Below are 11,504 nucleotides of genomic sequence, written 5' to 3' on the forward strand. Positions count from 1 at the left end.
CTGCGCATCCGCAAGTAGCGCGCCCCCACGGCTGACGACGAATTCCTTCTTCGTCCCCGCCGGCAATTTCCGTCACTCCCACGTCTGCGCCTGCCGCCACCCGCGGCGCAGCGACACGTGCTGGGCGCGTGCGCCCGTCCGATTCCGCCATTGACCACCAAGAGGAGACTCCGTTGAAACATTCCAGATCCTTTCCCTTCGGACTTGCATCGGCCGCCGCGCTCGCGCTGGCATTGACTGCCTGCGGTGGAGGCGACGGCGGCGGCGGCGCGGCCTTGCCGTTCCTGCCCGTGGCGCCTGCGCCTGCTGCATCGGCACCGCCGCCCGCGCCGACCGACGAAGTGCCGGCAACGCCCACCGAGCCGGTGGCCGAGGTCGACGACAGCTTCGACGAGTACTACAACGTCTGCCGCGGCACCAACCCCAAGTGCTACAACGACTGGGGCGCCTTCGCGAGCACGCCCGACCGCGTGCTGATCTACTCGCGCACCGCCGGCCCGCGCCATGCCGTGCTGGGCACGCCGATGGCGGCCGGCCTGAACCCGGCGATGAACACCGACAACGTGATGCAGGCAGGCCTCGTGCGCATGCTGTCGGCCGAGGGCATCACGGTCGACTGGACCGAGGACGTGGCCGTGCTGGGCAGCCGCATCAACAACTACAAGGCGATCATCTTCGCGAGTTCGAACCGCGACACCTTGTGGAACGGCGCCGTGAGCACCAGCCAGGATGCCGCGCGCACCGCACTGCGCAACTACATGCGCCGCGGCGGCGGCTTCGTCGGCCTGCACAACGCCTTCGGCGCGGAATACAACTGGCCCTACTACGAAGGCCTGCTGGGCAACGCGAACTTCTACAACCACGGACCGAACCGCGCGGGCGACGTCGAGATCGTCTCGGACGACCCTTCGACGAAGGACGTGCCCAAGCGCTTCTCGTTCCAGGACGAGTGGTACAACCTGATGCCCTTCCCGACGAAGGTGAAGTTCCTGGCCAAGGTCGACACCTCGACGCTGAAGCCGCTCACCTCCGCGCCGCATCCCGGCCACGCCGACTTCCATCCGGTCGCCTGGTGCCAGTACTACGACGGCGGCCGCGCATGGCTCACGACCCTCGGGCACAACGCGCACTCGTTCACCGCCGACCTGTCGGGCGTGGGCGCCATCGAGTTCCAGAAGCTCGTCGTGCAAGGCGTGAAGTCGGCGATGGGGCTGACACCTTTCTGCACCACCGAGTAACGACGACGACCTCCCGGGGCCGGTGCGGCGCCGTGTGCGCGCCACCGGTCGTTTCGAACACCCCTGTTCCAACGTTCACCGAGTAGAGACATCCATGAAGAAAAAATCATTGGTCACGCTGCTGATCTCGTGCGGCGTGCTTGCATCGCCGTTGCTGATCACCGCCTGCGGCGGCTCCAGCGGCGGTGGCGGCACGCCCGTGCTGCCCGTCGTGCCGGCCCCTGCGCCGTCGCCGTCTGCCGGCACACCGCCGCCCGCATCGCCACCGGCCGCCGCCGCACCCGCGGCCGACCTGTCGGACTGCTGCACCGCCGGTGACAAGGACTTTCCGAAGGTCGGCGGCAACCTGGGCAACCAGAACTATTCGAGCCTGCGCAAGATCAACAAGGGCCTGGTCACGCAACTGGGCGGCGCCTGGGTCAACCAGATCGAAGGCGGCATGACCACCGGCAACAACCAGAGCACCACCGTCGTCGTCGACGGCGTGCTCTACATCGAATCCGCACTCGGCAACGTGGTCGCGGTGGACGGCAAGACCGGTGTGACGAAGTGGAAATGGACCACGCCCTACGGCAGCATCACCCGCCGCGGCGTGGCCGTCGCCAAGGACCTGGGCCTGGTATTCACCGTGGCCACCGGCAACCGCCTCGTGGCGCTGCGCACCGACACCGGCGTCGTCGAGTGGATCAAGCAGTACCCGACCAGCAGCACCGACCCCGACTACAAGGGCGCGCTGCAGAAGGTCGCGCTGGTCTACCACGACAAGCGCCTGTACCTGGGCACCAACGATGGCAACCGCGGCGCCGCGTTCTCTGCCGACGCACTCACCGGCAAGGTGCTGACCACCTTCTGGGGCGTGCCCCGCGCGGGCGAGCTGGGCTACGACACCTGGGGCGGCGCGCCCGACGCGGCACGCACCGGTGCCACGCCGTGGATCCATCCCGCGGTCGATCCCGAGCTGGGCCTGGTGTACTGGACCTTCGGCAACGTGCGCGGCGGTTCGTCGCAAGACGGGTCCTCGCGCCCGGGCCAGAACCTGTTCGCCAACTCCATCGTCGCACTCGACCTGAAGAGCGGCGAGTACAAGTGGCACTTCCAGTCGGTGCACCACGACATCTGGGACATGGACAACGTGATGTCGCCGGTGCTCGCCGATGTGAAGATCGACGGCAAGGACCGCAAGGTCGTCATCTACGGCAGCAAGACGGGCATGTACTACATCCTCGATCGCAAGGACGGCAGCGCGCCGCTGGGCATCGACGAAGTGCCTGTGAAGCAGGACGCCCGCCAGGCCAGCTGGCCCACGCAGCCCCTGCCGCGCCAGGGCGCCTGGACCGAGACCTGCATCGTCGACCAGCCGCTGGGCACGGCCATTCCGGGCGACCCGAACCGCGCGGTGCCCAACTACACGAAGGGCTGCCTGTACGACGCGCACTGGGATGTGCCGATCCTGTCCATCCCGGGCCACGGCGGTGGTGCCAACTGGAACCACCAGTCCTTCAGCCAGCGCACGGGCCTGGTCTACACGGGCATGGGCTACGTGTCGGCAGCGCATTCGCTCAGCGAGTCGAGCAACGGCCTGCGTCCGCCGGGCACCTACATGACCGGCGCGGTCGTGGCGGTCGACCCGAGCACCAACCTCGTCAAGTGGAAGAAGCCGCTGCCGTACTCGGTGGCGCACGGCAACGGCATCCTGAGCACGGCCTCCGACCTGCTGTTCATCGGCCAGCCCGACGGCAACCTGCTGGCGCTCGATGCGCAGGACGGCACCGAGCTGTGGCGCTTCCAGACCGGCGCGGCGATCAGCGCGAGCCCGGTCTCCTACGAGATCGACGGCGAGCAGTACATCGCGGTGTTCTCGGGCGGCACCAGCATTCCGTACGGCGACTCGGCCCCGCGCGGCGACCGGCTGTGGGCCTTCAAGGTCGGCGGCGCGGTGACCGCGACCGCCACGCCGACACCGCCCGTGGTGCGCCGGCCCGTGTCGGGCCAGGCGGTGGAGGGCGCGGCACTGCCGACGCCGAACACCGTGTTCCTGGCGCGCGTGCAGACGGCGGCGAACGAGCCGGGTGCGACCGAATCGACGGCCGTCAACGCCATGACGCCGACCTTCATGCGCGTGCCCGTCAACACCGCCGTGACCTTCACCAACCCCGCAGCCAACGCCAACACCCACTGCGCCACGCAGTTCTTCGAGGGGCGGTTCAATTTCAGGCTGAACCCGGGCCAGTCGCAGACCCACACCTTTGACACGCCGGGCGAATACTTTTACAACGACTGCCATAGCCCGCGTCCGACGGGAAAGATCGTCGTCTATTGATATGTCCTCAACCCCAACCACTGAAGGAGCAATGCGATGAAATGGTGCAAGCCTGAGTTCGAAGAAATGCGTTTCGGTTTCGAAATCACGATGTACATCTCCGCTCGCTGAGCGCGCAGACCCACGGCACCGGCCTTGCGCCGGTGCCGTGTTTTTTTGTTGGGCCCCCATGAAGATTCTGGTGCTGGGTTCGGGAGCGGGCGGTGGCTTCCCTCAATGGAATTGCAATTGCCGCCTGTGCGCCGGCCAGCGAAGCGGGCAGGTGCGGGCCACGCCCCGCACGCAGAGTTCGATCGCGGTGTCGGCCGATGGCGAACGCTGGATTCTGCTGAATGCCTCCCCCGACCTTGGCGCGCAACTGCGCGCCTCGCCGGCCCTGTGGCCGCGCCACGGACTGCGCCATTCGCCGATCGAGGCGGTGGTGCTGATGGACTCTCAAATCGACCACGTCGCAGGCCTGCTGAGCCTGCGCGAAGGGCAGCGGCTGCAGCTGTACTGCACGCCCGAGGCCCATGACGACCTCACCGGCAGCCTGCCGCTGCTGCGCACCCTCGACAGCTACTGCGGCGTGACCTGGCACCCGTTGTCGCTCGAGGCCGGCGGCGGTGCCTGGCACGACATCGCCGGGCTGCGGCTGCAGGCCGTGCCGGTGCCCGGCAAGGCGCCGCCGTATTCGCCGCGCCGCCAGACCGAGGCGCGCAGCGAGAACGCCGCGGTGCTCATCGAAGACCCCGCCACCGGCAAGCGCGTGCTCTACGCGCCGGGCCTGGCGCAGGTCGGCGAGGCCGAGCGCCGCAGCCTCGACGCCTGCGACTGCGTGCTCGTCGACGGCACCTTCTGGACCGAAGACGAGATGGTCGCGGCCGGGCTCGGCAAGAAGCACGCGGCCGACATGGGCCACCTGCCGCAATGCGACGGGCCGCACGGCCCCGGCATGCTGCAGGCGCTCGACGCCTGCGCAGCGCGGCGCAAGGTGCTCATCCACATCAACAACAGCAACCCCATCCTGGACGAAGACGGGCCACAGCGCGCGCAGCTCGTGCGCCGCGGCATCGAGGTTGCGTTCGACGGCATGGTCCTGGAGATCTGAACACGTGACACAAGAGACACAAGGCCCATGGTCCCCGCAGGAGTTCGAAGCGAGGTTGCGCGCCATGGAGTCGCGCTACCACAGCCACCACCCGTTCAATCACCGGCTCAACGCGGGCGAGCTGCAGCCCTTCCAGGTGCGCGGCTGGGTGGCGAACCGCTTCTATTACCAGTGCCGCATCCCGGTGAAGGACGCCGCCGTTCTGTCCAACTGCGACGACCGCGCCACGCGCCGGCGCTGGGTGGTGCGCATGCTCGACCACGACGGGCACGGCGACCATGAAGGCGCCAACGCGGGCGGCATCGAGATCTGGACCCGCCTGGGCATCGCCACCGGCCTGGCGCGCGAGGTGCTCGAGTCGCACGCGCTCGTCGTGCCCGGCGTGCGCTTCGCGGTCGATGCGTACGTGAACTTCGCGCGCACGGCGCCGTGGCAGGAGGCGGTGATCTCCTCGCTCACCGAGATGTTCGCGCCGCGCATCCACAAGGACCGGCTCGCGGGCTGGCCCACGCACTACCCGTGGATCGACACCTCGGGCCTGGACTACTTTCGCAGCCGCATTCCGTTGGCCGACCGCGACGTCGAGCACGGCCTCGAGGTGGCGATGCAGTGGTGCACCACGCGCGAGCGGCAGCAGCGCGCGCTGCACATCCTGGGCTTCAAGCTCGACATCCTCTGGGCCATGCTCGACGCGATCGAGAAGGCTTATCCCGACGACCTTCAGAAAGAACAGCAGCCATGACCGCATGGACCGACGATGCCCAGCCGGCGCTCACCTCGATCTACCGCATGCAGTGGGAAGAGGCGCAGCAGTGCCACGTGCTGCTGTTCCCCGAGGGCATGATCAAGCTGAACGGGCCGGCGGCCGAGATCCTCCAGCGCTGCGACGGCAAGACCTCGGTGGCCGCACTCGTGGCGGACCTGGAGCGCACCTTCGGCGAGAGCGACCTGCATGCCGACGTGCTCGAATTCCTGGAGCAGGCCCATGGACGCCACTGGATCCGCTGAGCCGCAAGCCCGCGCACCCCGCGCGGTCGCCAAGCCGCCGCTGTGGCTGCTGGCCGAGCTGACCTACCGCTGCCCGCTGCACTGCGCCTTCTGCTCCAACCCGGTCGACTACACGCGCTACCGCGAGGAGCTGGACACGGCCGAATGGATTCGCGTGTTTCGCGAGGCACGCGCGATGGGCGCGGTGCAGCTGGGCTTCTCGGGCGGCGAGCCGCTGCTGCGCGACGACCTGCCCGAGCTGGTCGCGGCGGCGCACGAGCTCGGCTTCTATACCAACCTGATCACCTCGGGCGTGGGCCTCACGCCGCAGCGGGCCGAGACGCTGAAGCGCGCGGGGCTGGACCACATCCAGCTGTCGTTCCAGGATTCGAGCCGCGAGCTCAACGACTTCCTCAGCTCCACGAAGACCTTCGACCTCAAGCAGCGCGTGGCCCGCACCATCAAGGACCTCGGCTACCCGATGGTGCTGAACTGCGTGATGCACCGGTACAACCTGCCGCACGTGGGTCGGATCATCGAGATGGCCGAGGCGATGGAAGCCGACTTTCTCGAACTCGCCAACGTGCAGTACTACGGCTGGGCCTGGCGCAACCGCGAGATGCTGATGCCCTCGCGCGACATGCTGGCCACGGCCGAGGCGGTGGTGCAAACCCATCGTCCGCGCCTGGACGGCCGCATGAAGATCCTCTGGGTGGTGCCCGACTACGCAGAGGGCAAGCCCAAGCCCTGCATGGCGGGGTGGGGCAGCGTGTTCCTCGTGGTCGCACCCGACGGCGTGGCGCTGCCGTGCCACAGCGCGCGCATGCTGCCCGGGCTCGACTTTCCCAATGTGCGCGAGCACAGCATCCGCAGCATCTGGCAAGAGAGCCCGGCCTTCGGCGCCTACCGTGGCACGGGCTGGATGAGCAGCACCTGCCAGAGCTGCGACGAGAAAGAGAAGGACCACGGCGGCTGTCGCTGCCAGGCCTTCCTGCTGACGGGCGACGCGGCGGCCACGGACCCGGTGTGCCCCAAGAGCCCGCGGCATGAGGAGGTGGAGGCGATGGTCAAGGCGGCGGGTGATCCGCGCGACCATGGCACGCCGATCCGCTTCGTGCCGGGCGCGCGGCGTGCGGGCGACCTCGTCTTTCGCACCGACGCGAACGCGCTGAGCTGAGAGCACACCCCGATGACGATCACCCATCGCCTGCCTCTGGACGGCGGGCATGTGATGCACGTCGAGGAGCACGGCAACCCGGCGGGCCTGCCCGTGGTGGTGCTGCACGGCGGGCCGGGGTCAGGCTGCTCGCCGCTGTTGCGCCGGGACTTCGATCCCGCGCACTACCGCATCGTCTGCCCCGACCAGCGCGGCTCGGGCCTCAGCACCCCCACAGGATCGATTGAGCACAACACGCTCGCCGATCTGCTGGCCGACCTGCGTCTGCTGCGCGCGCACCTGCGCATCGATCGATGGCTGGTGGTGGGCGGTTCGTGGGGTGCCACGCTGGCGCTGATGCATGCTCTCGACGCACCGGAGGCCGTCGCGGGCCTGCTGTTGCGCAACGTGTTCCTCGCGCGCCCGGGCGACATCCACGCGCTCTTCGCCGGGGCCTTGCAGCACGACGGCCCCGCGTGGCGCGTACTGTGGGACGAGGCCGGGCGCCGGCGATGCCCGGTGACGGTGCCGATCGCCGAGGTCCTCGCGCACGGCACCTGGGAGCGGCAGTGCGAGCTGACGCGCCACTGGTCCGACTGGGAACAGCGCCTCGCCACCGGAGGCACAGCGCCGCCGATCGACGAAGCGATGCTGCCGCGGCTCGTGGCGCGCTACCGCGTGCAGAGCCACTACCTGCGGCATTGCTGCTGGCTCGATGCGCCCTCGTTGTTGCAGCGCTGCGCCGCATCGCCTGCTGTTCCCACACTGATCGTGCATGGCACGCAGGACGCGCTGTGTCCGCCCGAGGGCGCTCAGGCACTGGCGCAGGTGCTGGGCGCGCCGCTGCATTGGGCCCAGGGCGCGGGCCACGACCCGACACACCCCGCCATCGCCGTAGCCATGCAGCAGGCCTTGCGCGACTACGCAACCACACAGGCCTTCGGTGTCAGCGCAGCCGCTCCTTGAGCGGATCGCCGATCAATGTCACCTTGCCGTCCTTGCGGTGCGACCACAGCCGGTCGTTGCCATGGCCGTCGTCGGCCACGAAGAGCACCGCGTCGCCGAGCGCACGAAAGCCCAGCGGCATCGCGTGACGTTCGCCGGCGGCGAGGTCGGCCACGGCGCGCGTGCCGGCGGGCGTGCCGTCGCTGGTCCATGGCTCGACGCCCCGGCCACCGCCGCCGTTCGCCGCGAACCACAGGCGCGCCCCGATGACGGCGAAGCGCGCGGGTGAGCCGTTCTCCGCGCCCGGTGCGATGTCCTTCACGCGCACCGTGCCCGCCGCCGTGCCGTCGCTGCGCCACAGCTCCGCACCCGACACGCCGTCGGTCGCCGCGAAGTAGAGCTTGCCGCCCATCACGGCGATCGCGCTCGACACGGCGCCGCTCGGGCCGGGGCGGATGTCCTTCACCAGCGTCGTGCCCTTCGCGGTGCCGTCGGTCTTCCACAGCTCGATGCCGTGCACGCCGTCGTCGGCCGAGAAGTACAGCGTGCGGCCCAGCGCTGCCAGGTGCGTCGGCCGCGAGGGCGCGGCGCCCGGGCGCAGGTCTTTCACCAGCTGCGTGCCGTGTGCGGTGCCGTCGCTCTTCCACAGCTCGGCGCCGTGTTCGCCGTCGTGCGCGGTGAAGTAGAGGTCGTTGCCCACGGCCGTGAGGTTCTGGATGCCCGCATCCTCGATGCCCGGGCGGATGTCCTTCACGAGGCGCGTGTGCTCGGGCGTGCCGTCGGTCACCCAGAGTTCGTGGCCGTGCGTGCGCGTGGTCGCGGTGAAGAACAGGCGCGGGCCGGCCACGGTGAGCTGGCGGGTGAGAGCGCGCGGTCCGGCGTCGACGGCGGACACGCGCGTGGTGCCCTTCGCATCGCCCGTGGTCTTCCACACCTGGAAGCCGGTCTGGCCGTCGTCGGCCACGAAGTAGAGCGCGTCGCGGAACACGGTCAGCTCGTTGGGCATCGCGCCTTCCTCGCCGGGGCGCAGGTCGATCACCTGCGTCGTGCCGGCGGCGGTGCCGTCGGTGCGCCAGAGCTCGAGCCCGCTCGCGCCGTCGGTGGCCGTGGTGTAGACGTGGCCCTTGAACGCGACCTGACCGGCAGGGAACGACCCCCGGAAGCCCGGCCGGATGTCTTTCAACAGGGTGGTGCCGGCATTGCTGCCGTCGGTGACCCACAGCTCTTGGCCCGTCGTGACATGGAAGGCGCTGAACACCATCTTGCCGCTGCCCAGCGGCGCGAGGCCGGAGGGCGCGATGAAGGCCAGCCGCTGGCGCTGCTCGGGCAGCACTTCGCGTTCGGGGTCTTGTGCAGCGGCGGGCAGGGCGGTGAGCAGGGCGAGCGCGGCGAGACAGATAGCGCGCATCGGCTCAGCCCCCGAACCACCGCGCCGGCACGATCACCAGCTGCGGAAACGCCACCATCACGAACAGGATCGCGAACTCGGCCAGCATGAACGGCACCACGCCGCGCGTGACGTCGTCCATCGAGATCTTGCCGACGCCGGCCACCACGTTGAGCACCGTGCCCACCGGCGGCGTGACGAGCCCGATCGAGTTGTTGATGATGAACAGCACGCCGAAGTACACGGGGTCGATGCCGGCCGCCTTCACCACGGGCATGAGCACCGGCGTGAGGATGAGGATGGTCGGCGTCATGTCCATCGCCGTGCCCACCACCATCACGAGCACCATGATCGCGATCATGAGCAGCATCTGGTTGCCCATGAACGGCTGCAGCATGCCCACGATCTTCGAGGGCAGGTCGGCCACCGTGATGAGCCAGGCGCTCACCATCGCCGCGGCGATCAGGAACATCACGATGGCGCTGGTCTTGGCCGCGCTCACGAAGATGGCGTACAGGTCCTTCCAGGTGATCTCGCGGTACACCACCGTCGACACGAACAGCGCGTACACGGCGGCCACCACCGCGGCCTCGGTGGGCGTGAACACGCCCATGCGCAGGCCCACGAGGATGATCACCGGCAGCATCAGCGCCCACAGCGCGTTGCGGAAGGCGGCGGCGATCTCGGCCGACGACTTGCGCGGCGGCGGCACGATCTTTTCGCGCCGCACCAGCCAGGCCCAGGTGATCCACAGCGCGCCGCCGATCAGCAGGCCCGGCACGATGGCCGCGAGAAACAGCTTGGAGATCGACACGTTCGCCGCCACGCCGAAGATCACCAGGCCGATGCTCGGCGGGATCACGGGGCCGATCACGCCGGTGGCCGCAATGAGGCCGGCCGCGCGCGGCTTGTCGTGGCCCGCGCGCACCATCATCGGCAGCAGCAGCGCGGTGAGCGCGGCGGCGTCGGCCACGGCCGAGCCCGAGAGCGCCGACAGCAGGCAGCCCGCCATGATGGTCACGTAGCCCAGGCCGCCTTTCACATGGCCGACCAGCGCGAGCGCGAAGTCGACGATGCGCTTGGACAGCCCGCCCACGTTCATGATCTCGCCCGCGAGCATGAAGAAGGGCACGGCCAGCAGCGGAAAGCTGTCGGCGCCGCCGATCACGTTCTGCGTGAGGATCTGCGCGTCGAACAGGTCGAGGTGCCACATCAGCGCCACGCCGCTGGCCAGCAGCGAGAAGGCGATGGGAATGCCCATCGCCATGGCGAGCAGCAGCGAGCCGACAAAAACAGCGATGGTCATGGCCGTGCTCCCGGTTCCTTGCCGTCTTGCGAACCCAGGATCTGCTGCAGCTGCACCGCTTCTTCCGACTCCTGCACCATCACCAGTTCATGGTCGGCGATGCGGCCCGTGAGCAGGCGCAGCAGGTCGAGCGCCAGGATGAGCCCGGCCAGCACCGAGAACACGATGCCCGCCGCGTAGACGATGGCCATCGACGCACCGGTGACGGGCGCCGTCACGTCCCAGTTGATGCGCGCCTGCGCGATGCTGCCCTGCAGCAGCAGCCAGACGATGTAGAGCATGACCACATGGCCGACGGCCAGGCAGATCTTCTTGCCGATGGGGGGCAGCTTCTGCACCACCATGTCCACACCCAGGTGCCCGTGCTCCTTCAGCGCCACCACGGCGCCCAGGAAGGTCATCCAGATGAAGAGCCAGCGCGAGATTTCCTCGGACACCGTGATGCCCGAGTTGAAGCCGTAGCGCAGCACCACGTTGCCGAACACGAGCACGACCATGACCGCGAGCGCGGCCGCGATCAGCGCCTCGATGCCGGTGCAGCACCGGTCGAGCCAGCGGGTCATGCGGAGGCCTGTGCTTGCGCCTGCGCCTGGCGCTGCATGTCGACCAGCGCGCGCAACGCGGCCAGGTACGACAGCGGGCCCAGGCCCTGGACCGTGCCCTTCACCGCCGGCGAGATGATCGAATGCGCGCGCCATGCTTCGCGCGCGGCGATGTTGGACATGTGGACCTCGATGGTCGGGAACGGCATGGCCTTGATCGCGTCGTGCAGCGGCACGCCGTGCTGCGTGAGGCCGGCGGGGTTCACCAGCGCGCCCTGCGCATCGTCGATGTGGGTGTGCAGGAAGTCGATCAGGTCGCCTTCGTGGTTCGACTGGATGGTGTCCAGCGTCACGCCGAGTTCGACGGCGAGGGCCTGCAGCTGCGCGTTGATTTCGGCGAGCGTGGTCTTGCCGTAGATGTGCGGTTCGCGGCGACCGAACAGGTTGAGGTTGGGGCCGTGGAGAACGAGGATCTTCATGGGGAGCTTCGGTGAGGGACGGGCTGGCTTGCTGACTTACTTGCGGATGCGTGC

Annotated in this window: 12 protein-coding genes; 8 read left to right on the forward strand and 4 right to left on the reverse strand. The window is 68.9% G+C overall.

From position 1 onward, the window contains the following. Positions 1-173 precede the first annotated feature (173 nt). From AC07Y4_RS31745 to AC07Y4_RS31780, 8 genes are all read left to right on the forward strand, one after another. Positions 174-1,238, forward strand: coding sequence for a ThuA domain-containing protein (locus AC07Y4_RS31745; RefSeq protein WP_487850682.1), 1,065 nt, complete (start codon positions 174-176; stop codon positions 1,236-1,238). 94 nt (positions 1,239-1,332) lie between these two features. Beyond that, the gene (locus tag AC07Y4_RS31750) at positions 1,333-3,558 is read left to right on the forward strand and encodes an outer membrane protein assembly factor BamB family protein (protein ID WP_487850681.1); all 2,226 of its coding nucleotides are present in this window, start codon (positions 1,333-1,335) and stop codon (positions 3,556-3,558) included. A gap of 36 nt (positions 3,559-3,594) precedes the next feature. Next, the gene (gene pqqA, locus AC07Y4_RS31755; protein ID WP_013539171.1) at positions 3,595-3,669 is read left to right on the forward strand and encodes a pyrroloquinoline quinone precursor peptide PqqA; all 75 of its coding nucleotides are present in this window, start codon (positions 3,595-3,597) and stop codon (positions 3,667-3,669) included. 58 nt (positions 3,670-3,727) lie between these two features. Beyond that, positions 3,728-4,648 (forward strand): pyrroloquinoline quinone biosynthesis protein PqqB, encoded by a 921-nt coding sequence (gene pqqB / locus AC07Y4_RS31760; RefSeq protein ID WP_487850680.1) that lies wholly within the window; start codon positions 3,728-3,730, stop codon positions 4,646-4,648. Between the two features lie 4 nt (positions 4,649-4,652). Continuing rightward, the gene (gene pqqC / locus AC07Y4_RS31765; protein ID WP_487850679.1) at positions 4,653-5,390 is read left to right on the forward strand and encodes a pyrroloquinoline-quinone synthase PqqC; all 738 of its coding nucleotides are present in this window, start codon (positions 4,653-4,655) and stop codon (positions 5,388-5,390) included. After that, positions 5,387-5,656, forward strand: a complete 270-nt coding sequence (gene pqqD, locus AC07Y4_RS31770) for a pyrroloquinoline quinone biosynthesis peptide chaperone PqqD (RefSeq protein WP_070059765.1) — start codon at positions 5,387-5,389, stop codon at positions 5,654-5,656. Before pqqC ends, pqqD begins: the two co-directional genes overlap by 4 nt. Next, positions 5,634-6,812: a pyrroloquinoline quinone biosynthesis protein PqqE gene (gene pqqE / locus AC07Y4_RS31775; protein ID WP_487850678.1), complete on the forward strand. Its 1,179-nt coding sequence runs from the start codon at positions 5,634-5,636 to the stop codon at positions 6,810-6,812. Before pqqD ends, pqqE begins: the two co-directional genes overlap by 23 nt. 12 nt (positions 6,813-6,824) lie before the next feature. Continuing rightward, on the forward strand, positions 6,825-7,757 hold the full coding sequence (locus AC07Y4_RS31780) for an alpha/beta fold hydrolase (RefSeq protein WP_487850677.1): 933 nt from the start codon (positions 6,825-6,827) through the stop codon (positions 7,755-7,757). On the opposite strand, the gene AC07Y4_RS31785 is transcribed toward AC07Y4_RS31780, so the two are convergent. From AC07Y4_RS31785 to AC07Y4_RS31800, 4 genes are read right to left on the reverse strand one after another with little or no spacing between them, the layout of a single operon-like run. Then, positions 7,738-9,144 (reverse strand): ELWxxDGT repeat protein, encoded by a 1,407-nt coding sequence (locus tag AC07Y4_RS31785; RefSeq protein ID WP_487850676.1) that lies wholly within the window; start codon positions 9,142-9,144, stop codon positions 7,738-7,740. The genes AC07Y4_RS31780 and AC07Y4_RS31785 overlap by 20 nt on opposite strands. Before the next feature lie 4 nt (positions 9,145-9,148). After that, the gene (locus AC07Y4_RS31790; protein WP_062476564.1) at positions 9,149-10,429 is read right to left on the reverse strand and encodes a TRAP transporter large permease; all 1,281 of its coding nucleotides are present in this window, start codon (positions 10,427-10,429) and stop codon (positions 9,149-9,151) included. Further along, a complete protein-coding gene (locus AC07Y4_RS31795) occupies positions 10,426-10,992 on the reverse strand; it encodes a TRAP transporter small permease (protein WP_487850675.1) in 567 nt (188 codons plus the stop codon). The genes AC07Y4_RS31790 and AC07Y4_RS31795 overlap by 4 nt, the downstream gene beginning before the upstream one ends. Further along, positions 10,989-11,450: a type II 3-dehydroquinate dehydratase gene (locus tag AC07Y4_RS31800; RefSeq protein WP_070059760.1), complete on the reverse strand. Its 462-nt coding sequence runs from the start codon at positions 11,448-11,450 to the stop codon at positions 10,989-10,991. The genes AC07Y4_RS31795 and AC07Y4_RS31800 overlap by 4 nt, the downstream gene beginning before the upstream one ends. Positions 11,451-11,504 lie beyond the last annotated feature (54 nt).

It is taken from the genome of Variovorax sp. GW460-12-1-14-LB1, assembly GCF_059423605.1.

Bases quoted from the DNA above. Each gene is read 5' to 3' on its own strand.
- AC07Y4_RS31795 (WP_487850675.1), bottom strand. From the start codon at position 10,992: ATGACCCGCTGGCTCGACCGGTGCTGCACCGGCATCGAGGCGCTGATC.
- AC07Y4_RS31780 (WP_487850677.1), top strand. From the start codon at position 6,825: ATGACGATCACCCATCGCCTGCCTCTGGACGGCGGGCATGTGATGCAC.
- pqqD (WP_070059765.1), top strand. From the start codon at position 5,387: ATGACCGCATGGACCGACGATGCCCAGCCGGCGCTCACCTCGATCTAC.
- pqqB (WP_487850680.1), top strand. From the start codon at position 3,728: ATGAAGATTCTGGTGCTGGGTTCGGGAGCGGGCGGTGGCTTCCCTCAA.
- AC07Y4_RS31800 (WP_070059760.1), bottom strand. From the start codon at position 11,450: ATGAAGATCCTCGTTCTCCACGGCCCCAACCTCAACCTGTTCGGTCGC.
- pqqE (WP_487850678.1), top strand. From the start codon at position 5,634: ATGGACGCCACTGGATCCGCTGAGCCGCAAGCCCGCGCACCCCGCGCG.
- AC07Y4_RS31750 (WP_487850681.1), top strand. From the start codon at position 1,333: ATGAAGAAAAAATCATTGGTCACGCTGCTGATCTCGTGCGGCGTGCTT.
- AC07Y4_RS31785 (WP_487850676.1), bottom strand. From the start codon at position 9,144: ATGCGCGCTATCTGTCTCGCCGCGCTCGCCCTGCTCACCGCCCTGCCC.
- AC07Y4_RS31790 (WP_062476564.1), bottom strand. From the start codon at position 10,429: ATGACCATCGCTGTTTTTGTCGGCTCGCTGCTGCTCGCCATGGCGATG.